We start from the raw sequence: 20260 nt of genomic DNA, 5'->3' as shown, positions 1-20260 counted from the left end.
AACCGTACCCGCTGGTACGGATACCTCACGAGATATGGATTGACGGCCCGATGAGCGCAAAGACCCTCTATGACAAGATCTGGGACGACCACGTTGTCGCGACGAACGAGGATGGCACCGCCATTCTCTATATCGACCGTCACCTCGTCCACGAAGTCACGAGCCCACAGGCGTTCGAGGGTTTACGACTTGCGGGCCGCTCCGTGCGGGCACCCGAGCGCACGCTTGCCGTCGTCGATCACAACGTGCCGACCACGGACCGCACGCACGGCATCGACGATCCGGAATCGAAAATCCAGGTCGATACGCTTGCCAAGAACGCTGTCGATTTCGGCGTCGAATATTACAATGAACTGGATATGCGCCAGGGCATCGTCCACATCGTAGGGCCCGAGCAAGGTTTTACGCTTCCAGGCATGACGATTGTCTGCGGTGACAGCCACACATCGACCCATGGCGCGTTTGGGGCTCTGGCCCACGGCATCGGCACCTCCGAAGTCGAGCACGTTCTGGCAACCCAGACGCTGATCCAGTCCAAAGCCAAGAACATGCGCGTCACCGTCAACGGCTCGCTGCCGGATGGGGTGACTGCAAAAGACATCATCCTTGCCATCATCGGCGAAATCGGCACTGCTGGCGGCAATGGCCACGTCATCGAGTTTGCCGGTCAGGCCATCCGCGAACTGTCGATGGAAGGCCGCATGACGGTCTGCAACATGACCATCGAGGGCGGCGCCCGCGCCGGTCTGATCGCTCCGGACGAAAAGACCTTCGCCTATGTCAAGGACCGCCCCCGCGCCCCGCAGGGCACTGCCTATGACATGGCACTCGATTACTGGAAAACGCTCTATACCGACGAGGGCGCCAATTTCGACAAGGAAGTTGTGCTCGATGCTGCGAACCTGCCCCCGATCGTATCCTGGGGATCTTCGCCCGAAGACGTGATCTCGGTAACCGGCGCCATTCCCAACCCTGACGATATTGCCGACGCCAACCGGCGCGCATCGAAAAAGCGTGCGCTTGAGTATATGGGGCTTACGGCCGGCACCAAGATCACCGACATCGAACTCGACCGTGTGTTCCTGGGTTCATGCACCAACGGACGTATCGAAGATCTGCGCGCTGCTGCCGCAGTGGTTGCAGGCCAGAAGGTTCATCCGCGGGTCAGCGCCATGGTGGTGCCCGGTTCAGGGCTGGTCAAAGCGCAGGCCGAGGCCGAAGGGCTGGACAAGATCTTCATCGAAGCCGGATTTGACTGGCGCGAGCCCGGCTGTTCGATGTGTCTTGCCATGAACGCCGACAAACTGGCACCGGGGGAGCGTTGCGCTTCGACATCAAACCGCAATTTCGAAGGTCGCCAAGGTTTCAAGGGCCGCACGCATCTGGTTTCCCCCATCATGGCGGCTGCCGCGGCGATCAAGGGCCGCTTCGTCGACATTCGCGAGTGGCCAACGGCCTGACTTGCAATGAGCGATGCTGCCCAGGGCGACGCAAAATTATGGGGGCCGTTACCGGCCCCCTCTCTCGATGACATCGAAGCGTTGGCCATAGCAGCGCTCCACGCCCTTCCCGAACCGTTCAAATCCATGGCGCAGGGCATCGAGTGCCGTGTCGCCGAATTTCCCACCGACGCTGTCTGCAAGGACATGGACATTGAAAGCCCTTTCGATCTGATGGGGCTTTTCGAGGGTATCGGGATGACCGAGGACGGCATCGTGCCCCAGACAGGCCAGATGCCGAACAGGGTCTGGCTCTACCGCCGGCCAATGCTCGACTATTGGGCCGAGCACACCGACACGCTGGGTGAAATCGTTACCCATGTACTGGTCCACGAAATCGGCCACCATTTCGGGCTGTCAGACGACGACATGTACGCAATTGATGACGGTTTGCGATAACACAGCAGATTACTGCCCGGCCTCACCCCGGCTCATAAAGCGATCATTTGCACTGCTGTCGTCTTCGAGATCATCGTCAACCACAACCACAAGATCCTGTGCCTTAAAATCCGCGTACCAGGCATCCCATTCAACGAGATCAAAATGAGCATCGGGCCTGTCCGGCCCTTCGTTGCTATCGGCATTGAGCATGTGTTGATCGAATGTAACGCCCAAAAGATGGTGTTCCTTGCCGCCCACACCGGACATGCCAGCCATTATGGGGTTGCCGCCGCGTGCCGCTGTCCAATCCTGTAACGCGTAACGCGCTGAGTATTTGGCCATGTCCGCAGCTCCATTTCTCGCGTTCAGGCGCACAACGACGACGCTGGCCGAACCATTGCGTTAAACATGGGCTTGGCAGAGCCATACCGAACAGGTTACCCCAATTGACTAGGTTGCTTTTTTGGCGTGGCAAGACAATCTGCTCACGCTCTTGCAAAGGAGCGCAATTGAACGTTTGGACCAGCCTGTATGAGCGGCGCGCTATTATTGTATTGGGTGATCGTAGGATTTTGCGCGATCAAATCGGCGGCATTTCTCGCCCTCTTCAGTTTCGACCCCAAAAATCGTGCTGCACTTTGGTTCTCGGGCGCTTTCGTTGCTGCAGCGACGAGCTTTCTCGCCGAGATCGTCTTGACGACGGCATTCTATCCCAGCGTGACGCGCATGGTGATCGCACTGAGCATTGTCGTGATGTTCATCCTCGTCGCCTATGGCTATGCGGTACTTTACAAGGTTCACCTTCACCCCGGCGGCGGCTGGGCCATCGCAGCGGCGTCCGCTCTGCTTTACTGGATCATTCTCGATCTGCCGCGCGAAGATTTCACCCGTCAGCTCGTCTATCAGCTTCCCTACGCACTTTTGAGCCTGCTCTCCCTGTCGGTGATCACCCGGGCGCGTTCAAAACGGATTTTTGACTGGGTTCTCATCGTCCTTCTGGCGCTGCTGGCGCTGCACTTTGTAGCCAAACCATTCCTTGCCCTGTGGACAGGCGGCGTGGGGGTCACCGCTTTGGACTTCGTCAACACCGTCTATGCCGGCGTGTCTACCGCAGTGGGGGCTGTTCTGTTGCTGTTTATGGCGACCACAGCGTTCGGATTGATGTTGAGCGACACCACCGGTCGCCTCATCCAAAAGGCCGAACGGGATGACGAAACCGGACTGCTCAACCGGGCAGGCTTTACAAACCATGCCGAACGCAGCGTCCTGGCATTGGGCCAGACCGACACCGCCAGGCGCCCTGAGCTTACTTTGACTTTGATCGGGATGAATACCCCGTTGCATCCCCGCGCATCCGATCGCCACCTCGCCGAAATGGCCGAACTGATCGGCGATCATGTCCCCAGCGACGCCTTGGTCGGTCGCATGGCCGATTGCGATTTTGCGGTATTGTCTCCAGCAACCAATCTCATGGCTGCGCGCGCCAACGCCGAAGCACTGCGTCTGGCTGCAAACGCGCGCTTGAGCGAAGCTGGTCGCCCGGTCACACTGAGCGTTGGCATCACCGAACGCGAAAAGGGTGAGGTCTATGCCGATCTTCTGGCCCGTGGATTGTGGGCGCTCGATGAGGCTGAAAAGTCGGGTGGCAATTGCGTGCGCCTTGCCGGCCACGCCAATTTCGTCACCTCTGGCGAGCGCCGGGCCAAATCCGCACTATGAGTTATCTGCGGACAGCGCAGCGAGCCGGGTCTGCTCCATTTCGTCAAGTGTGAGAAAATAGAGCCGGTCGGGCGGGGTTTCCATTGCGTTGATCCAAATAAGCGGATCGATACCCATTTCTTCAAGATACCGCGCAATGCGCGCCGACACCGACTGTGCATCGGACATAGCTTGCGCCGAGCCGATAGCTTCGCCCCCCGCACCAGCGTAGATTTGATGCACCCCGATCGCTGCTTTGTCTGAAACGATCCGCTGGATACCCCCGGCCAAAACCAGCGGGCAGGACGATCCACAAAGGGCGCCATCGCCGACAGCAGTATCAAAACCGCTCTCGCGGATCAGCCGTCCAATGGCCAGGGCATCTTCGACCGAGCCGCCCGGTGAATTAAGCGCAACTGTTTCCACGTAATCGCCGCGCCGGTCCACTTCCTGGGCAAAGCGCGTAGCGGCGCCGGGCACTATTGTGCCCGACAGCATGAGGACGCCGCCGCCCAAAAGTTCGATGGACAGGGGTTCGGCGAGCTGTTCGGGTGGTGTGCGTATATGCTCGAGCGGGCGATAGGCAGGATTGTCCGGGTCGATTTCCGGCCGCTCAACAGCCGGTAGCATCGGATCGCCCGGGGCAACCAGCAGATCGTCAGGCTGTGTGGCGTTGAGCTCGAAATAGTCGCTGGCCAACACCCAAGCCGCGCCGGCCAGCATTGCAAGGAACACAGTCTTGAGGATCGTGCCATCTTCAATGGCTCCGACCCTGCCCAGCAGGTTTTTGGCGCGGCCCTTTGGCCGCGGTACTGGCGTTTCAAGGCTGCTCATGTGCGCGCCGGTCCGTCGCCACGCTTGCGCTGAAAGGCAGGAATTGTGGTGACCGTATCATCCTTGGTGCCTTGATTCGGCTCGGTTGGGGCTTCATCGGTCGTGGGTCGCGCCTCGACATCGGGCGTTGCGTCAGGTGCTACAATAGCGGCCGATTGGGTCGCCGTGCGTTCGACACTTTCCGCGCTTGCCATCATCTGATTATGCAGCGCCACGGCGCGCATCATGTCGGCTGCGGTCAGTGTTTCTGCGTCATCGAGCGCCTCGGCGTCGCGCCGCATGGCTTGATGGGCCACCGCCAGCAGCAGCACAAGCACCACGGGCAGCAGATCGATTGAAATTGCACCGGCCCATGAAGGCAGAAAATCCGATGCATAACGCAAGACAGCCTCTGCGCTCGACAAGGGTACAAACCTGCGCGGCTCGACGCGCGGCTCCTCGATGATGGCTTGGGCGGCCTGGCTCAGCGCATTCGATTGTGCCGAGACCGCCTCGCGAATATTGGCCATCGCTGCGTCCTGGCGCACGACAAGCCCCGCACTCTGTCCATCGGCCACTGGCGCTATGAACCCCAGCGAAAGATCTTCGGCAGCTCGCGCAACAGATGGGGCAACCGAGGTTTCCTGCAGTGATGCGATCACACCGGTCATGGCGACGATCTCGGCGGCAAATCCATCGGCGCGCGGCTGAACGGCGCCCGGGGCCGAGACAAGTTCACGCATCACGTTCAAATGCTCCGAACCGGTCTCGAACAGCGCATTGACCCGCGTCTGCGAGTTCGAAATCGAAGCCCCCAGAGAGGTCATTTGAGCGCTCATCTGGCTGAGCAATTGCACAACAGATCCCGACCCGGCAGACCCGGTCAGCGCACCGCCGCTACGCTCCTCGTCAGCCAGAGTCGCAAAGCGTTCTGCCGCCCGTTGCACGTCGGGGAGAAGCGATTGGGCGGCAAGGGCGTTAGCGTGGGCAGCGTCGAGGTCGCCTGTGTAATCCTCGAGCGTTACGGCCATATGCTGCTCGAGCGCAGCTGAACCGGCGAGAGCCGCCGCGTTGAGCCACGAACTCATGGCAACAATCATCACCGAGCCGATCGCCATGACCACGGTCATCGAGAGCCGCTGGCCGGTGGTGCGCATCAGCGGCAGGAACCGCATCATGTAGCTCCAGAACACGTAGATGCCGACCGAAACGGCAACCGAGTAGATGATTGCGGCGAAAAATACGAAATTGGCGTCGCCGTCGAGGAGCCCGCGAACACCAAGATAGGTGTAAACCCCGCTGGCCAGTGCCAGAACCGCAAGGGCAAAGCGTGTAGTTGTTTCAAGACCCTTGATCGTCTGCCCGATGCGGGCGGCGTTGTTCTGACTTGGCATTGAAAAAATCCCCTCGGGCGCGGCTCGCGTCACAGATGTTAAGACCAGATTAACAGGCAAATACCGGCGAAATCGAGATCAGTTTGTACCCCGCGGGGCGCTCTCGCCATTGTGAATGACAGTCGGTGATCCTTTGGCCGGGCGGCGCGTTGTCAGACATAAGCAATTTTGCTGCCTGGAGGACGCTCCCATGTCCATCAACCGCCGCCAGACGCTGGGGCTGGGTCTTTCAACCCTAGCTGCGCTCGGCGTTACCACAATTCTGCCCCGCACGGCCTTTGGCCAACATTCGCAAGGCGATCTCTACCCATCGGACGCCGGCAACTTTTTCATCCATCCGATCTCTCACGCTTCGCTGGTTATCGAAACGCCATCGGGCGCGATCTATGTCGACCCGGTCGGCGGCGCAGAACTCTATGCCGACCTGCCAGCACCCGATCTGATCCTTGTCACCCATGAACATGGCGACCATTTCGATCTGCCAACGCTTGAGGCATTGGTTGGCGATGGAACGGAGATCATAACAAATCCGGCGGTGTTTGCCATGCTGCCCGACGCGCTTGCAGCCAAGGCGCGGGAAATGGCCAATGGCGGCAGCGACAGTTTTGGTGAGATCGCAATCGATGCTGTCCCGGCCTACAACACCACGGAAGACCGTCTGCAGTATCACCCTCAAGGCCGCGACAACGGCTATGTCGTGACCATCGGGGGCAAGCGGGTCTATATCGCCGGGGATACTGAAGACATTCCCGAAATGCGCGACCTCGATAACATTTCCATTGCCTTTGTCCCGATGAACTTGCCGTTCACAATGACCGAAGAACAAGCGGCGTCAGGCGTTGCCGCGTTTTTGCCGACCTATGTCTATCCCTACCATTACGGCGAGAGCGACATCGACCTGTTCGAGCAATTGCTGATGGACGAAGCCGGCGGCGGCACACAAGTGGTGCGCGGCGAGTGGTATTGAGGGCGGCCCCCCTATTCTTCGGGTTCGGTCGTGACCATAAGGGGGAAGCCGAACTGTTGGGACAACTCAATGGCTTCCTCAGCTTTGGTCTCGGCAATTTCCTTGGTGTAGACGGCGATGACGGCAGCGCCCTTCTGGTGGGCTGTCATCATTATCGATTCCGCCTGCGGCTCGCCGAGCCGGAAAATCGATTCAAGCACCTTCACGACGAAGTCGCGCGGCGTGTAATCATCGTTGATGAGAATGACCTTGTGCAGCTTGGGCCGCGCGGTCTTGAGCTTTGTCTGCGTGCGTTGTTTTGTCGAAGTATCGCTCATGACGGCACCTCTTTAAAATGGGCGGAGCGGGCCCGTTAATATAGGTCCGCTCCGCATCAATTCCAAATCAACTTCAAGAACGATCAGCTCGCCGCAGCCTCGGCGGCGGCAGCACGCGACGCGCGCTTGCGGTCATGGGGATCGAGATGAATCTTGCGCAAACGCACCGAATTGGGCGTGACTTCGACATATTCATCGTCGGAAATGTAGCTCAACGCCTGTTCGAGGCTGAGACGTTTGGGCGGTGTCAGCCGGATCGCCTCATCTTTCGAAGTCGTGCGAATGTTGCTCAACTGCTTGCCCTTGAGCACGTTGACCTCGAGATCGTTCTCGCGGTTGTGCTCCCCGATGATCATGCCTTCATAGACATCGACACCCGGCTCGATCAGCATCGGACCACGATCTTCGAGGTTGAACAGCGCATAGGCGACAGCCTGGCCTGTAGCGTTGGAAATCAGCACGCCGGTGCGCCGCATTGGCAGCGGCCCCTTGAACGGGGAATATTCGTGGAAGACGCGGTTGAAAATCGCCGTACCGCGCGTATCCGACAGCAGCTCGCCCTGATAACCGATAAGGCCACGAGTCGGCACATAGAGGCGGACACGCGTGCGTCCAGCGCCCGAGGGGCGCATTTCGACGAGATCGCCACGGCGTTCGGTCAGCTTTTGCACCACAACGGAAGAAAACTCGTCATCGACGTCGATGATGACTTCTTCAATAGGCTCAAGCTTTTGCCCGTTTTCTTCGCGGAACAGCACTTTGGGGCGTCCAAGGCACAATTCGAACCCTTCGCGGCGCATGGTTTCGATCAGAACGCCAAGCTGGAGTTCACCACGACCGGCAACGTCAAAGGAATCATTATCGTCGCCCGGCGTCACGCGGATCGCAACATTGCCTTCGGCTTCACGCAGCAAACGCTCGCGGATGACGCGGCTCTGAACCTTGTCGCCCTCACGGCCGGCCAGCGGGCCGTCATTGATGCGGAAGGTGACCGACAGGGTGGGCGGATCGATCGGCTTGGCTTCAAGCGGCGAGGTGATCTGGGGCACTGCGATTGTATTGGCAACCGTTGCTACCTCAAGACCGGCAAGCGCGACGATATCGCCGGCCTTGCCCTCTTCGATGGGCTCACGCTCGAGACCACGGAAACCCAGAACCTTTGAGATACGGCCCTTTTCGACGGTCTTGCCGTCGCGCGAAAGCGCGTGGACGGTATCGCCGGGTTTGACCGAACCTGAAAAAACACGCCCCGTCAGAATGCGGCCCAGGAACGCGTTGCGCTCGATGGTCGTGACCAGCATCTGGAAGGGGCCTTCTTCGACCTTGGGTTCCTCGAAATGCTCTACGACCTTGTCGAGCAACGGCCCCATTGTTTCCTTGGGACCAGACGGGTCTCCGGCCATCCAGCCTTGCTTGGCCGAACCATAAAGAACCGGGAAATCGAGCTGTTCGGGGGTCGCATCGAGCGAAACGAAAAGATCAAAAATCTCGTCGAGCACTTCGTTGTGCCGCTCTTCGGGCTTGTCGATCTTGTTAATCGCAACGATAGGGCGCAGGCCGATCTTGAGCGCCTTGGACAGGACGAACTTGGTCTGCGGCATCGGACCTTCGGCAGCGTCCACAAGGATAACCGCGCCGTCGACCATCGAGAGGATGCGCTCGACTTCGCCACCAAAGTCGGCGTGACCCGGCGTATCAAGGATGTTGATCCGCGTGTCTTTCCAGTTGAGCGAAGTGACCTTCGCCAAAATGGTGATGCCGCGTTCTTTTTCCAGATCGTTGGAATCCATGACGCGTTCATCGACGCGCTGGTTGTCGCGGAAGGTGCCGGACTGCCGAAGCAGAACGTCAATCAATGTCGTTTTGCCATGGTCAACGTGGGCAATGATCGCAATATTGCGCAAGCTCATAAGGTGGGGCCAGCCATTTTCGGGATTTACCGGAGTGTTTCCAACAAAAGTGGCAGCCACTCTTGCAGTTCGGAAACGCGACAAAGTAAATAATTGGGCTGCCTTACATTACGATTGACTGTCAAACAAGAAAAAACGGCGCAGGGCTGGCATGCGCGAAGGCGACAAAGCCCCACCTTCGCGCTGTGCAACAGCTATTTCAGCGATCGCGGAAGGTCTTCGGACTGCCATAGTCCCAGACCAAAACCATCCGGGTCCAGAAAGTCGGCACTCCATCCTCCTGGCGCTTCCGAGACGGGCGTCACGATGGTTACCCCCTTCTCGGCCAACGCGGCAACCGCATCATCGATCCCCCCTTCGCGCAGGTCGAAGATCAGCGCGGGCGTATCCCCACGCTTGCCTTCCTGCTGGAAAAATATCACCTCGAAACCGCCTTCGAATGCTGCGTTGAGCCAGAAGGGATCAGCCCCCTCGCGGCGCTCAACCTCGATCCCCAGGACGTCACGATAGAAGGCTTCGGTGCGTGTTATGTCCGATACGTAGAACACAAGGCTGGGCGCCTGCAGTTTGGGCATGGTCATTGAAAACTCCTTTGATTTAGGATTCGAAACACTCAATGTTGCCGCGTTCAGCGCTTTTGTGAGGTCGGCTTTCCCGTTCGCACGACAAAAACATGCCCGTCAGGGTCGTGGGTGGCAAACGCGCCGCCATGGCGCTGCAAAGCCGGCACGAGGCTGTCGCGGATGGTGCCATAGGCCAGATCGAGATTGAGTCCGATCATTTCGGCAGGCATGGCAACCCCTTTTTGTGCCAACGCCAGTTTCAAAGCGCGTATGCGCTGGCGCAACGCCGTGTCGGGCAAATCGAGCAAATAGGCGATTTCTGCTTTTGAATGACCCGAAAGTGCAAGCGCTGCAACGACCCGCAGCCCCTTTGGCAAATCGGCGAGGATGACATTGAGCGCATCGCCCTGCGGAGCATCGAGTGGGCTCGCTTGTGCCTGCCAGCGCGCTTCGCGCTCGCGGCGGCGGGCGGCAGAACGGGCATCGAATGCAGCGCGTTTGCGAATGGCGCCGGCCATCCAGCGCCGATCGGCAGGTTGTGAAAAATCGCTGCGATCCGCAGCAACCGCAGCGATCAGAACCTCTTGAACGACGTCTTCGGCCTCATCGCTCCGCCGGGCGTAACGTCGCGCCAGAGCCAGCAACTGGGAATAGGGCACATTCGGGCGCATCGCCTTGGGGCTTTCCGTCTATCGATCCGGCCCAGGTGTCGGACCTGGCCGGATCCGCGTTTGGGGGCATCGAGCCCTGCCAACATAGCTGCGCGATCGATCGGCTGCGAGAACAAACAGCTTCAACGACGGCAAGCGCGCGCTGCGGCTTGAGCCGCTCCGCCGAAATCGGCGCAACGGCTCAAATTTCCGGCAACAGGGTCAGGCCGATGCTCTTGGCCCAAGACGATACCATCGCCGCGCGGCCCGGCCCCCGGTTCCAACTAGCCGCGGCCGAGCCGCAATTTGCGTGCGCCGTAGGTTTTCAGACGCAAGCCATTGAGCTTGATAAAACCCTCGGCATCGTGGTGATCGTAGGTTCCAGTGCCTTCTTCAAAGGTCACCAGATCTTCCGAATACAGCGAATAGGGAGAGGAACGGCCAACAATATTGGCTGAGCCCTTGTAGAGCTTGAGCGTGACTTCGCCGCCCACAAATTCCTGGCTCTTGTCGATAAGCGCCTGCAACATTTCGCGCTCGGGTGAATACCACAAGCCATTGTAGATCAGCTCAGCGTAACGGGGCATGATCTCGTCCTTAAGGTGCGCTGCACCACGGTCGAGCGTAATCGATTCAATGCCACGATGGGCTGCGAGCAGGATCGTGCCGCCCGGCGTTTCATAAATGCCGCGGCTTTTCATGCCAACGAAGCGGTTCTCGACGAGATCGAGCCGCCCAATGCCGTGCTTGCCACCCAGCTCATTGAGCTTTGTGAGCAACGCGGCAGGCGAAAGTGCCTCACCATTGACCGAAACCGCGTCGCCCTTGTCGAACCCGATAGTGATGGTTTCCGGCGTGTTGGGCGCATCGACCGGATCGACAGTGCGCTGGAAAACGTAATCGGGCGCTTCGATGGCCGGATCTTCAAGAACCTTACCCTCTGACGAGGTATGGAGCAGGTTGGCGTCAACCGAGAATGGTGCTTCGCCGCGCTTGTCTTTTGGGACGGGGATTTGGTTTTGCTCGGCAAACTCGATGAGCTTTGTGCGGCTCTGCAGATCCCATTCGCGCCACGGCGCGATGACCCGGATGCCCGGATTGAGCGCATAGGCCGACAATTCGAAGCGAACCTGATCATTGCCCTTGCCGGTTGCGCCATGCGCTACGGCATCAGCACCAGTGGCTTCGGCGATTTCGACAAGCCGTTTGGCGATCAGCGGACGAGCGATAGACGTGCCCAGAAGATAAACGCCTTCATAAAGCGCATTGGCCCTGAACATGGGAAACACGAAATCACGCACGAACTCTTCGCGCAGATCCTCGATATAGATTTCCTTGATGCCCATCATTTCGGCGCGCTGACGGGCCGGCTCTAGCTCTTCACCCTGGCCGAGATCGGCAGTAAATGTCACCACCTCGCAATCATAGACCTGCTTGAGCCATTTGAGGATGATCGAGGTATCAAGTCCCCCCGAATAGGCGAGGACGACTTTATTGATGTCTTTGCTCATTGCGTGACCGATAACCGCTTTGACAGGCTGGGATAAGTTGGCGCGACACTAATCAGATCGCACCCGTTCTGTCCATATTGGCGCAAAAATCGGGTTGCGCAGCGCGGCGCGCACGCGCATGGTCTGGCCCAATCGCCCATTTGCCGGACACCCCAAAATGCTGGTCTATGCTCCTGATCTTTCGATCATCCTGGCTTTCGCGCTCGCAGCAATCGTGCTGGCAATTACGCCCGGCCCCGACATGGCCCTGTTTATCTCGCGCACCGTCAATTTCGGGCTCAGGCATGGATTTGCAACGGTTGGTGGTGCGGTGACCGGCATAGCCGTCCACACGATGCTTGCGGCCTTCGGCATTTCGATCCTGATCGTTACGGCGCCGGCGGCCTTCTGGGCACTCAAGATTGCCGGGGCGCTATATCTGCTCTGGCTCGCCTATACGGCCATCCGATCGGGCACCGGGCTTACAGTTGCTCGTAGCTCGGGCAAGGTCCCGAGCCTGAAAAACTCTTACCTCACCGGGCTTGGGATCAATCTGACCAACCCCAAGGTCGCGCTGTTCTTTGTTACCTTTTTGCCCCAGTTCGTTTCGGCGTCCGATCCAAATGCTGCCGCCAAGCTGGTCTTTCTGGGGGCCGAATTCGTCATCCTCTCGCTGCCCATAGTCGTGGGCATCGTATTTGGGGCACAATGGCTGACCGAAACCCTGATGCGCTCGACGCGCTTTCAAAAAGCGCTCAACTGGTCGTTTGCCGCGGTTTTTGCCGCCTTCGCTGTGACCATCCTGACGGCCGAAGCCAGAAAATAGATTTTCCATGAATTATCGCCACGCCTTCCATGCGGGCAATTTTGCCGATGTGGTCAAACACACAATACTCACCCGCATCCTCGCCTATCTGATGCGCAAGGATGCAGGTTTTCGGGTGATCGACACCCATGCAGGTGTCGGCCTGTATGACCTTCTCGGCGATGAGGCAGGTCGGACCGGGGAGTGGCGCGAAGGCATCGCGCGATTAATGGTCGCAAAGCTCTGCAGCGCGGATGCTGAGCTGATTGCGCCCTATTTGGCGGCGGTCAACGCGCAAAACGCTCAAGGCGAGTTGCGCTATTATCCCGGTTCACCGTTCATCGCACGCCATATGCTGCGGGCCCAGGACAGGCTTATGGCGCTCGAGCTGCATCCAGCGGACGCGGAAGCCCTTAAGGAGAATTTTGCAGGCGATATCCAGACGCGGATAACCCAGCTCGACGGATGGGCCGCCATGGGCACCCATTTGCCACCCAAGGAGAAACGTGGCCTGGTGCTTGTCGACCCCCCGTTTGAAATCAAGGGCGAGTTCGAGCGCATGGTGCAGGCGCTGGCCAAAGCCCATGCGCGTTGGCCAGGCGGGATCTACGCGTTCTGGTATCCGATCAAGGATCCAAAAGATGTTAGTGCCTATGTCGACAGTCTGCGGGCGAGCGGTATTACCAAAATCCTGCGTCTGGAGCTGACAATCCGCGCGCCGTCATTTCCACCGCGGCTGCATGGCACCGGCATGATTGTCGTCAATCCGCCCTTCGTGCTCGAAGGTGAAATGCGCAAGCTCCTGCCCAAACTAGCCGAGGTGCTATCTGACGAGGGGCGTGGTCGCTATCATATCGAATGGGTGCGAGGCGAAAGCTGAACCGGCGGAACACTCTTGCGGTTGGCCGACTTATCCCCATATTCAAGCAAACTTTTAGATTGTGGAACCGCACATATGACCTTCGGCGATTTTATCAGGATCTTGTTTTCGATTCTTATCCCCCCACTCGGTGTGTTTCTGCGTGTCGGGTTCGGGCTGCATTTCTGGCTCAACATTCTGCTGACCCTGCTTGGCTATATTCCCGGCCTCATCCACGCGATCTGGATCATCGCCAGCTACCGCACGCGCGACGACGTTGCGTTCCGGCGTTAAGCCCATCGGTCACGCTTTGAGATCGAACTCATAGTAAGCCATCGACTGCCCCTTTCCATTGAGCGCACTATAGAGCGCTTTGGCAGGGACGTTATCGGCCTCGGTGCCGACCCAGGCATAAGCGACGCCCCGCTTTCGCGCCGCGTCAAACAACACTTCCATCAGCCGTTTGGCGATGCCGCGGCGTTGGTGGCTCTCAGCAACACCCACCTCGTTGACGAAGAATTCGAGCGGCTTGTCCGGATGGAAGTAAAACAGTCCCGACGCCATACCCACGACCTTGCTCCCCTCGCAGGCCAGAGCGATCAGATAGTCGGGATGGGCAAGATAGGCTCTGGCCAGATCTGGCTGGACCGGGTCATCGAACACGGACACATCGGCTGAAAGCAAGAGATGGAGATCGTCGCTGCCAACCAGTTTGACGGTGATCATGGCATCTCTCAGAGCATGAACGCTTCGCGGTCTTTCTTCTTGAGGCGTTCGGTTTCCGACTTGAGCTGCCCACAGGCAGCAAAAATATCCCGACCGCGCGGCGTCCGGACAGGCGATGCGTAACCGGCCCGATTGACGATATCGGCAAACGATTCAATCCGATCCCAATCCGAACATACATAATTCGACCCCGGCCAGGGATTGAACGGAATCAGATTGATCTTGGCGGGAATCTTGGACAGCAGCCGCACAAGTTCGCGCGCATCGGCATCGGAATCATTTATCCCCTGCAACATCACATATTCGAAGGTGATGCGCTTGGCATTGGAAACGCCCGGATATGTCCGACACGCCTCGAGCAATTGCTCGAGCGGCCATTTCTTGTTGATCGGCACCAGCACATCGCGCAGATCGTCGCGTACAGCGTGCAGCGAAATGGCGAGCATTACCCCAATCTCTGAACCTGTCGGTTCGATCTGGGGCACAACGCCAGATGTCGATAGAGTGATCCGCCGCTTGGACAGCGAAAGCCCCTCGCCGTCAGAAGCAATAAGCAGCGCCTGTTTGACATTGTCGTAATTGTAGAGCGGTTCACCCATGCCCATCATCACGATATTGGTGATGGCACGGCTGTCGCCATGGGGCACCAGCCCATCGGTGGGCCGGACGCCGCCGGGAAAATCGCCAAGGCGTTCACGCGCCATCATCACCTGACCGAGAATTTCCCCGGCAGTAAGATTACGCACAAGCTTCTGGGTACCGGTGTGGCAGAACGAGCAAGTGAGCGTACAGCCCACCTGCGAGGACACGCAGAGCGTGCCGCGATCGGCTTCGGGGATGTAGACGGTTTCGACCTCGACCGGCGGCATGTTGGGATGAGCCGGATCGCGGAACCGGAACAGCCATTTGCGGGTGCCGTCATTGGACACCTGCTCAGAAACGATTTCCGGGCGCCCGATCCTGAACGCCTGCGCCAGATCGGCACGCAAGCCTTTGGCGATATTGCTCATGGCGCCGAAATCGGTCGTGCCGTTCACATACATCCAGTTCCACAATTGGCTGGCGCGCATGCGCGCATCACGGTCCGACAAACCAAAGTCGCCCAGCTTCGCGCTGATGTCTTTCTTGGACAGGCCCAAAAGGTCTTGCCGACCACTTTTTTGCGGCCGCGGAGCGGATCCATGATCGATATTGAGCGCCAGACTCATGGGCGTTTCTTCCAGAAGGGCTTTGAGGGTTTCGGAGTATATGGACTCGGGCAAGCGCGTTTCAAGCGGCAGGCTGGCGCCAATCCTGCCCAGCCTCTAGCACAATCGGCCCGAGCGCGCAAAGTCAGAGCGTTTCGTCCCGCCGGTCGCCGCGCGTACTTGGGTGCGATATGACGAGAAATTCGACCGGACCCGCGCCCCCGTTGAAGGCACGGTGAACCGCGCCCGGTGCGATTTCAAGGCTGTCATGGGGCGCCAGAAGATGCGTGGCGCCGGCGAGCTCCATACCCAGGCTGCCCGAGAGAACAAAGAACAATTGCCGCGCGACGTCGTGGCGATGGGCTGTCTCGCCGACCCCTTCTGGAATTCGCTCGTGAATGACGTGCAAGTCTGCGCGGGCGAGTAATTGCCAGCCATCACAGCCGTCACCCCATAGATAATGATCGGCATTGGCCTTGGAAACGGGCGCGCTCATGCCCTAGCAGGCCCCATCCATTGCCCGCCCCGCCGCCGTTGCACCCGAAAGCGAAAACGTCTGGCGCACGCTTCGTCCATCGGCGCTGGTACCAGTGATGGACAGGGTCGAGCCTGCCCGGATCGCCTGGACCGCGCTTGCTGACTGGGCCGGATCGTCCAACCAGGCGGCGTCGTCCTGGGTAAAAAGTGAAAAACTCTGACCGCCAACGGTCAGGGTCGCCTCGCTGCCGGACGCAAACTGGTAGCCGGCGACAAGATTGATTTCCGACCGTATGCCCTGTGACGGGCGATGAGTGATGTAAAGATATGCGTCGCTATAGCCAGTTGGCGTCGGCTCGGTCGCCGTCGGACGGGAAAGCACAAAGCAGATCTGACCCGCGCTCTCGGTCGTTGCATAGGCCGACCAAGCATTGTGCTCGCCAAGAATACGAACCGATTGACCGAGGGCCGGTGCCATAAGTGCACCCACGGACAGGGCGGCCAGGGTCGCGATGTTGGCGAAACGCAATACCATTATTGGATATCCTAAACGATCTTGTCTGATTCAAATGCAAAAGGCCGGGCGGGCCCGACCTTTGCCAAAATGAAGCTTTTCGCGCAAGCGCTCACGCTATTGCGGACACTCATCAACCGCCTTGTTGAGGGCTGCTGTTACACCGCGCAACGAATATGTATCGACGGTGTTGGTACCGCGCTGCGAGGTGGCGCGAACGACCATGTTCGACCCTGCCCGCATGGCGCCAACAAAACCAGGCTCATCCTCAATGGAGGCCAGCCAACCCGATTCTCCCTGTGTGACCATGGGATAGGACCGACCATCGACCGAAACCGACGCATTGGCGTTAGTTTCGTGGATCGGATACCCCACGATCGTCGCAACTTCATTGCGGTTTGTGGGTCGAATGGTGACGATAAAATGGATCGCACCGCGGTTGACATTGCTGGGCTCTGTGGTCTGCGGCGTCGAAGAGACGTAACAGATCTTCCCCCCGCCATCGGTATCGGTCCAGGCCGTCCAGAAGTCGAAGGTCCCCAGATTGGTGGCGGCATAAGCCGCCGGGCTGGCACAAAACACGACCGCACCGGAAACCAAGGCGGCTACCGTGCGTCGGATGTGGCTGCGAAACGCTGAATTCATCGCCAAACCCTTCCCCTTAATTCTCTCATTTACTGCACATGACTGCCGCTCTTTCTGCACCCATTATGGTTACCAAGGAGCAAATACGCGCGGCTTTTCCCGACGGGAGACAAACTAGGGATGAATTTGGCCGGAATTTGGCCCGATCCATCACACGCCTGTGTGAAGCGTCTTGCGCCTTTGGGGCTGAACGCGGGCTGAATGGCGAAACCGTCTCAAGCGGCCAGCGGATAATCCTGTTCAACCACGTAAGGGCCGCCTCCGACCGAATCGCGGCTTGAGAATACGACAAACTCATCGACTGAAAACCGCATAGGCGCGAAATGCCCTGCCTGGGTGATATGACGCGCCAGATCGGCAGGGCCGGTATCGCGCAGGCGTGCCAAGGTGACGTGCGGGACGAACTTGCGTCCATCCGGGTTCAACCCGACGCGCTGCAGCAACCGCTCCTGACTGGCTTGCAATCGCAGCAGCGGCTCTGACGGCTCGATCGCTGCATAAAGTGCCCGCGGCTTATTGCCGCCGAAAACACCAAGATGGGAAATTGTCAGATCGAACGGATCGACGTCGGCGTGCATTTCGAGCGCATCGTAGACCTCCTTGGCCATGTGATGGTCGATGTCTCCGATATAGCGCAGGGTGACGTGATAGTTTTCCGGATCTATCCAGCGAGCGCCCGAGAGCCCACCCCGCTTAAGCGAGAGGACGAAAGCAATATCCTCGGGGATCTGCAAACCGGTAAACAGTCTGGGCACGAGCAAAAGCCCTCCATGTTCCGGCCGACCGGCCCGATCCGGCGCAGCCGAATCAAAGCCTAGCACATCCGCGCTTTATCGCGATCAAAAACCCGTCAGGGGTCTGCTGACGGCTTGTGGGCCAACCGGTTTCGCTTGTAATTTCAACACCTCATCTCCATATTGATGGGCAACTGGCGCGGCCAGGAACGGCATGGTGCCGCTCCGCTGGCCGAACAGCATATTTTTTAACTGAGGATGGAACGGAAAATGGCACAATACGACCGTCAGACCGTCGCTGGGCGCGTAGGCACGGCCGCCGCCATCGACGAAGGTCTGCGCAGCCATATGCTGCGTGTTTACAACTACATGGGCATCGGCCTGGTGGTCACGGGCCTGATCGCCTTTTTCGGCAATCAGATGGCCGTCACCGCCGACGCAACTGCAGCCGCTGCACAGCTGGCCAATGGCACATACCTGACCCAATGGGGCGTGCTGCTTTATACGAGCCCGCTGATGTGGGTCGTGGCGCTGTCGCCGCTTGCCTTTGTGCTTGTGCTCTCGTTCGGTATCAACAAGCTCTCGTTCGGCGCCGCACAGGCGACCTTCTGGGGCTTTGCCGCCATGATGGGGCTTTCGCTGTCGTCGATCTTCATGGTCTATACCGACGCTTCGATCGCCAAAGTGTTCTTCATCACCGCAGCGATGTTCGGTTCGATGAGCCTTTACGGGTACACAACCAAGCGTGATCTGACCGGTATGGGGTCATTCCTGATGATGGGCCTGATCGGCATCATCATCGCGATGGTGGTCAATATCTTCCTGCAGAGCTCGGCTCTCGATTTTGCCATCTCGGCAATCGGTGTTGTGATTTTTGTCGGCCTGACTGCCTATGACACCCAGAAGATCAAGGAAGCCTATGCTGAAAACGTCGGCCACGAAGGCTTGGGCAAGCTCGCCATCATGGGCGCGCTGACCTTGTACCTCGACTTCATCAACCTGTTCATGATGCTGCTCCGCCTGTTCGGCAATCGCGAATAGGGATCAGATCCGACGCAGGAAGGCGCCAAATTTGCCCTTTCGGTGAACACTAATCAAAAGGGCCGCGGACTTCGATCCGCGGCCTTTCTTGTATCCGATGCTGCCCTTTCAGCGCACAACGTAAAACTGCGGATCAAGAATGCGCAGCACGTTTGCGAGATCATGGCCACGTTTAAGAACGCGGCCGTCGCTGCCCACAACCATAAACTGGCCCTGGCGCCGCGCAAGTTTTGGATTTTTTTCGACAACGAAGATTGGTCGTTCCGAGGCGCGCTGATAGATAGAGAACATTGCCCGTTCGCGCCCGAAATCGAGCGCATAGTCCCGCCATTCGCCTGCCGATACCTTGCGTCCATAAACATTGAGGATCAGCGCAAGTTCCTTGCGATCGAAACTGACGACAGGAACGGTCCGGCTGGGAGAGCGGGGCGGAGAGAAGGGATGAACATCGCCCTTCTTGGTGTCAAAGCGCTCGCTCAAACCAGGTTCCCTCCATGGCGATGTGACAAACACATACCAATGATTGCCGCGTTCGTGCGCTCTGGCAAGGGTGAACTGTGAGACCTGTGGACGCAAACTCTCCACCAATTGACCGGATTTAGGCCACAATCCATCCCTGCTTGCGCCACTTTGCGAGCCTAGTGTCTATCCATTGCCTCCAGTAGCTGGCCTCTGGATCCACCGAGCCCCCAAACCATGGATCCAGTTGGCCGGCGCCCTTCCCGGCCTAATCCCGGAACAATCTGACGGTTTGTTCTGGTCGATACCATCCTCCAAATCGGCGTATTGGCACTCAGTTCGCTTAGAGACGCGGACCATTGCCCTACGCCATGATTACCGAAGAAACAGCGATGCCCCAAGGATGCGGCCGGGCAGCGCGCCGTCCTTTTCTTGTACGATCACGGCTGCACCATCGGAATTGGGTCCCAATACCTCTTCAAGTGGTATTGTGATCTCGGCACCCTCGCTCGGATCCCACATGCCGATTGCCTGCCTGGACACCACGATATGGGTGTATGACAAAGCCTGACCTGAATTTTCGCCACGCTCGATTGTCACTTCGGCACGCTCACGATAGGGCACGACCCACACAATTGCCGACGAGAGCGTTTCGTCAGCGGGGGCACTGAATACAACAGCATCTGCGCCATTGGCCCGCAAGTTAACCGGCAGCAGTGGAACAGCCTGCGCTATTGCATTTTCGGCTTCGACGGCATCCGAGCCCACAACCGCAGTCTGGCCGTTGATAATCATCTGCGGCGTATAGATGCGGTTCTTGCCCCAGCTCTGGGCATATCCCTTCTGCAGCTCGGTATTGGCAGGCAGGGCGAACGTATCTTCCCAGCCGATATAGTCCCAATAATCGATATGGTAGGCCAGAGCGATAACCTCTTCGCGCTCTCCCAATTGCGCCAAAAGCCGATCGGCGTCAGGGCACCGCGAACAGCCCTGGCTGGTAAAAAGCTCAATGACGGCATCGGCGCCACTGCGAATCTCGATGGCACCTGCAGGCAGAGCGAGAAGACAAAAACTAAGGGCAAAGCGGAGCCGAAGCGACAGGTTGTTCATGGGCGTGTTTTGTACGCGCTC

24 protein-coding genes are annotated in these 20260 nt (G+C 58.6%); 8 read left to right on the top strand and 16 right to left on the bottom strand.

Translation table 11 applies throughout. The annotated features are described in order from the left end of the window. The first annotated feature begins 50 nt into the window (after window positions 1-50). Window positions 51-1460 (top strand): 3-isopropylmalate dehydratase large subunit, encoded by a 1410-nt coding sequence (gene leuC, locus ACN0TA_RS01725; RefSeq protein WP_417579180.1) that lies wholly within the window; start codon window positions 51-53, stop codon window positions 1458-1460. Between the two features lie 6 nt (window positions 1461-1466). Next, the gene (locus tag ACN0TA_RS01720) at window positions 1467-1898 is read left to right on the top strand and encodes a metallopeptidase family protein (protein WP_417579178.1); all 432 of its coding nucleotides are present in this window, start codon (window positions 1467-1469) and stop codon (window positions 1896-1898) included. A 9-nt stretch (window positions 1899-1907) separates the two neighbouring features. Here ACN0TA_RS01720 and ACN0TA_RS01715 read toward each other — a convergent pair whose 3' ends face one another. Then, window positions 1908-2222, bottom strand: a complete 315-nt coding sequence (locus tag ACN0TA_RS01715) for a hypothetical protein (protein WP_417579176.1) — start codon at window positions 2220-2222, stop codon at window positions 1908-1910. Window positions 2223-2411: 189 nt separating this feature from the next. Between ACN0TA_RS01715 and ACN0TA_RS01710 the strand changes: the two genes are divergently transcribed. Beyond that, a complete protein-coding gene (locus ACN0TA_RS01710; protein WP_417579174.1) occupies window positions 2412-3599 on the top strand; it encodes a GGDEF domain-containing protein in 1188 nt (395 codons plus the stop codon). On the opposite strand, the gene ACN0TA_RS01705 is transcribed toward ACN0TA_RS01710, so the two are convergent. Both ACN0TA_RS01705 and ACN0TA_RS01700 read right to left on the bottom strand, forming a co-directional pair. Then, the gene (locus ACN0TA_RS01705; RefSeq protein ID WP_417579172.1) at window positions 3594-4412 is read right to left on the bottom strand and encodes an ATP-dependent Clp protease proteolytic subunit; all 819 of its coding nucleotides are present in this window, start codon (window positions 4410-4412) and stop codon (window positions 3594-3596) included. The genes ACN0TA_RS01710 and ACN0TA_RS01705 overlap by 6 nt on opposite strands. After that, window positions 4409-5785 carry a hypothetical protein gene (locus tag ACN0TA_RS01700; RefSeq protein ID WP_417579170.1) on the bottom strand — a complete coding sequence of 459 codons (1377 nt, stop codon included), beginning with the start codon at window positions 5783-5785 and terminating at the stop codon, window positions 4409-4411. The genes ACN0TA_RS01705 and ACN0TA_RS01700 overlap by 4 nt, the downstream gene beginning before the upstream one ends. A gap of 190 nt (window positions 5786-5975) precedes the next feature. Between ACN0TA_RS01700 and ACN0TA_RS01695 the strand changes: the two genes are divergently transcribed. Next, window positions 5976-6752, top strand: coding sequence for an MBL fold metallo-hydrolase (locus tag ACN0TA_RS01695; RefSeq protein ID WP_417579168.1), 777 nt, complete (start codon window positions 5976-5978; stop codon window positions 6750-6752). A gap of 11 nt (window positions 6753-6763) precedes the next feature. Here the strand turns inward: ACN0TA_RS01695 and ACN0TA_RS01690 are convergent, their stop codons facing one another. The 5 genes from ACN0TA_RS01690 to ACN0TA_RS01670 all read right to left on the bottom strand — a co-directional run bounded on the left by ACN0TA_RS01690 (window position 6764) and on the right by ACN0TA_RS01670 (window position 11703). Beyond that, window positions 6764-7069 carry an ATP-dependent Clp protease adaptor ClpS gene (locus tag ACN0TA_RS01690; protein WP_417579166.1) on the bottom strand — a complete coding sequence of 102 codons (306 nt, stop codon included), beginning with the start codon at window positions 7067-7069 and terminating at the stop codon, window positions 6764-6766. Between the two features lie 83 nt (window positions 7070-7152). Then, window positions 7153-8979, bottom strand: a complete 1827-nt coding sequence (gene typA, locus ACN0TA_RS01685) for a translational GTPase TypA (RefSeq protein WP_417579164.1) — start codon at window positions 8977-8979, stop codon at window positions 7153-7155. Between the two features lie 194 nt (window positions 8980-9173). Beyond that, on the bottom strand, window positions 9174-9560 hold the full coding sequence (locus tag ACN0TA_RS01680; RefSeq protein WP_417579162.1) for a VOC family protein: 387 nt from the start codon (window positions 9558-9560) through the stop codon (window positions 9174-9176). Window positions 9561-9607: 47 nt separating this feature from the next. After that, entirely contained in the window at window positions 9608-10213 is a 606-nt protein-coding gene (locus ACN0TA_RS01675; protein WP_417579160.1) for an RNA polymerase sigma factor, read from the bottom strand. Between the two features lie 263 nt (window positions 10214-10476). Beyond that, window positions 10477-11703, bottom strand: a complete 1227-nt coding sequence (locus ACN0TA_RS01670; protein WP_417579158.1) for an argininosuccinate synthase — start codon at window positions 11701-11703, stop codon at window positions 10477-10479. 157 nt (window positions 11704-11860) lie between these two features. Between ACN0TA_RS01670 and ACN0TA_RS01665 the strand changes: the two genes are divergently transcribed. The 3 genes from ACN0TA_RS01665 to ACN0TA_RS01655 all read left to right on the top strand — a co-directional run bounded on the left by ACN0TA_RS01665 (window position 11861) and on the right by ACN0TA_RS01655 (window position 13640). Further along, window positions 11861-12508 carry a LysE family translocator gene (locus ACN0TA_RS01665; RefSeq protein ID WP_417579156.1) on the top strand — a complete coding sequence of 216 codons (648 nt, stop codon included), beginning with the start codon at window positions 11861-11863 and terminating at the stop codon, window positions 12506-12508. A gap of 7 nt (window positions 12509-12515) precedes the next feature. Next, entirely contained in the window at window positions 12516-13367 is an 852-nt protein-coding gene (locus ACN0TA_RS01660; RefSeq protein ID WP_417579154.1) for a 23S rRNA (adenine(2030)-N(6))-methyltransferase RlmJ, read from the top strand. A 75-nt stretch (window positions 13368-13442) separates the two neighbouring features. Next, window positions 13443-13640: a YqaE/Pmp3 family membrane protein gene (locus ACN0TA_RS01655; RefSeq protein ID WP_350056823.1), complete on the top strand. Its 198-nt coding sequence runs from the start codon at window positions 13443-13445 to the stop codon at window positions 13638-13640. 9 nt (window positions 13641-13649) lie between these two features. Here the strand turns inward: ACN0TA_RS01655 and ACN0TA_RS01650 are convergent, their stop codons facing one another. From ACN0TA_RS01650 to thpR, 6 genes are all read right to left on the bottom strand, one after another. Beyond that, on the bottom strand, window positions 13650-14072 hold the full coding sequence (locus ACN0TA_RS01650; RefSeq protein ID WP_417579151.1) for a GNAT family N-acetyltransferase: 423 nt from the start codon (window positions 14070-14072) through the stop codon (window positions 13650-13652). Between the two features lie 8 nt (window positions 14073-14080). Next, on the bottom strand, window positions 14081-15280 hold the full coding sequence (rlmN, locus tag ACN0TA_RS01645; RefSeq protein WP_417582021.1) for a 23S rRNA (adenine(2503)-C(2))-methyltransferase RlmN: 1200 nt from the start codon (window positions 15278-15280) through the stop codon (window positions 14081-14083). Window positions 15281-15404: 124 nt separating this feature from the next. After that, window positions 15405-15755 (bottom strand): cupin domain-containing protein, encoded by a 351-nt coding sequence (locus tag ACN0TA_RS01640; protein ID WP_417579149.1) that lies wholly within the window; start codon window positions 15753-15755, stop codon window positions 15405-15407. Between the two features lie 3 nt (window positions 15756-15758). After that, the gene (locus ACN0TA_RS01635) at window positions 15759-16271 is read right to left on the bottom strand and encodes an invasion associated locus B family protein (RefSeq protein WP_417579147.1); all 513 of its coding nucleotides are present in this window, start codon (window positions 16269-16271) and stop codon (window positions 15759-15761) included. A 96-nt stretch (window positions 16272-16367) separates the two neighbouring features. Further along, window positions 16368-16895, bottom strand: coding sequence for an invasion associated locus B family protein (locus ACN0TA_RS01630; RefSeq protein ID WP_417579145.1), 528 nt, complete (start codon window positions 16893-16895; stop codon window positions 16368-16370). A 215-nt stretch (window positions 16896-17110) separates the two neighbouring features. Then, window positions 17111-17650 (bottom strand): RNA 2',3'-cyclic phosphodiesterase, encoded by a 540-nt coding sequence (gene thpR, locus ACN0TA_RS01625; protein ID WP_417579143.1) that lies wholly within the window; start codon window positions 17648-17650, stop codon window positions 17111-17113. A gap of 249 nt (window positions 17651-17899) precedes the next feature. Between thpR and ACN0TA_RS01620 the strand changes: the two genes are divergently transcribed. Continuing rightward, complete coding sequence (locus tag ACN0TA_RS01620; RefSeq protein WP_417579141.1) at window positions 17900-18670, top strand: Bax inhibitor-1/YccA family protein; 771 nt, start codon at window positions 17900-17902, stop codon at window positions 18668-18670. A 108-nt stretch (window positions 18671-18778) separates the two neighbouring features. Here the strand turns inward: ACN0TA_RS01620 and ACN0TA_RS01615 are convergent, their stop codons facing one another. After that, complete coding sequence (locus ACN0TA_RS01615; RefSeq protein ID WP_417579139.1) at window positions 18779-19150, bottom strand: DUF2794 domain-containing protein; 372 nt, start codon at window positions 19148-19150, stop codon at window positions 18779-18781. A gap of 354 nt (window positions 19151-19504) precedes the next feature. Beyond that, window positions 19505-20239, bottom strand: a complete 735-nt coding sequence (locus ACN0TA_RS01610; RefSeq protein WP_417579137.1) for a DUF1223 domain-containing protein — start codon at window positions 20237-20239, stop codon at window positions 19505-19507. Window positions 20240-20260 lie beyond the last annotated feature (21 nt).

The sequence above is a fragment of the Pelagibacterium sp. genome (assembly GCF_048264985.1).
Lineage (GTDB): Bacteria > Pseudomonadota > Alphaproteobacteria > Rhizobiales > Devosiaceae > Pelagibacterium.
Note: the sequence above shows the minus strand (reverse complement) of the source record. Positions and strands in the feature narration are given on the sequence as shown.

What these genes read in the sequence shown, in the direction of transcription:
- leuC (WP_417579180.1), top strand. Translation starts at nt 51, where the DNA reads ATGAGCGCAAAGACCCTCTATGACAAGATCTGGGACGACCACGTTGTC.
- ACN0TA_RS01720 (WP_417579178.1), top strand. Translation starts at nt 1,467, where the DNA reads ATGAGCGATGCTGCCCAGGGCGACGCAAAATTATGGGGGCCGTTACCG.
- ACN0TA_RS01715 (WP_417579176.1), bottom strand. Translation starts at nt 2,222, where the DNA reads ATGGCCAAATACTCAGCGCGTTACGCGTTACAGGATTGGACAGCGGCA.
- ACN0TA_RS01710 (WP_417579174.1), top strand. Translation starts at nt 2,412, where the DNA reads ATGAGCGGCGCGCTATTATTGTATTGGGTGATCGTAGGATTTTGCGCG.
- ACN0TA_RS01705 (WP_417579172.1), bottom strand. Translation starts at nt 4,412, where the DNA reads ATGAGCAGCCTTGAAACGCCAGTACCGCGGCCAAAGGGCCGCGCCAAA.
- ACN0TA_RS01700 (WP_417579170.1), bottom strand. Translation starts at nt 5,785, where the DNA reads ATGCCAAGTCAGAACAACGCCGCCCGCATCGGGCAGACGATCAAGGGT.
- ACN0TA_RS01695 (WP_417579168.1), top strand. Translation starts at nt 5,976, where the DNA reads ATGTCCATCAACCGCCGCCAGACGCTGGGGCTGGGTCTTTCAACCCTA.
- ACN0TA_RS01690 (WP_417579166.1), bottom strand. Translation starts at nt 7,069, where the DNA reads ATGAGCGATACTTCGACAAAACAACGCACGCAGACAAAGCTCAAGACC.
- typA (WP_417579164.1), bottom strand. Translation starts at nt 8,979, where the DNA reads ATGAGCTTGCGCAATATTGCGATCATTGCCCACGTTGACCATGGCAAA.
- ACN0TA_RS01680 (WP_417579162.1), bottom strand. Translation starts at nt 9,560, where the DNA reads ATGACCATGCCCAAACTGCAGGCGCCCAGCCTTGTGTTCTACGTATCG.
- ACN0TA_RS01675 (WP_417579160.1), bottom strand. Translation starts at nt 10,213, where the DNA reads ATGCGCCCGAATGTGCCCTATTCCCAGTTGCTGGCTCTGGCGCGACGT.
- ACN0TA_RS01670 (WP_417579158.1), bottom strand. Translation starts at nt 11,703, where the DNA reads ATGAGCAAAGACATCAATAAAGTCGTCCTCGCCTATTCGGGGGGACTT.
- ACN0TA_RS01665 (WP_417579156.1), top strand. Translation starts at nt 11,861, where the DNA reads ATGCTGGTCTATGCTCCTGATCTTTCGATCATCCTGGCTTTCGCGCTC.
- ACN0TA_RS01660 (WP_417579154.1), top strand. Translation starts at nt 12,516, where the DNA reads ATGAATTATCGCCACGCCTTCCATGCGGGCAATTTTGCCGATGTGGTC.
- ACN0TA_RS01655 (WP_350056823.1), top strand. Translation starts at nt 13,443, where the DNA reads ATGACCTTCGGCGATTTTATCAGGATCTTGTTTTCGATTCTTATCCCC.
- ACN0TA_RS01650 (WP_417579151.1), bottom strand. Translation starts at nt 14,072, where the DNA reads ATGATCACCGTCAAACTGGTTGGCAGCGACGATCTCCATCTCTTGCTT.
- rlmN (WP_417582021.1), bottom strand. Translation starts at nt 15,280, where the DNA reads ATGAGTCTGGCGCTCAATATCGATCATGGATCCGCTCCGCGGCCGCAA.
- ACN0TA_RS01640 (WP_417579149.1), bottom strand. Translation starts at nt 15,755, where the DNA reads ATGAGCGCGCCCGTTTCCAAGGCCAATGCCGATCATTATCTATGGGGT.
- ACN0TA_RS01635 (WP_417579147.1), bottom strand. Translation starts at nt 16,271, where the DNA reads ATGGTATTGCGTTTCGCCAACATCGCGACCCTGGCCGCCCTGTCCGTG.
- ACN0TA_RS01630 (WP_417579145.1), bottom strand. Translation starts at nt 16,895, where the DNA reads ATGAATTCAGCGTTTCGCAGCCACATCCGACGCACGGTAGCCGCCTTG.
- ACN0TA_RS01620 (WP_417579141.1), top strand. Translation starts at nt 17,900, where the DNA reads ATGGCACAATACGACCGTCAGACCGTCGCTGGGCGCGTAGGCACGGCC.
- ACN0TA_RS01610 (WP_417579137.1), bottom strand. Translation starts at nt 20,239, where the DNA reads ATGAACAACCTGTCGCTTCGGCTCCGCTTTGCCCTTAGTTTTTGTCTT.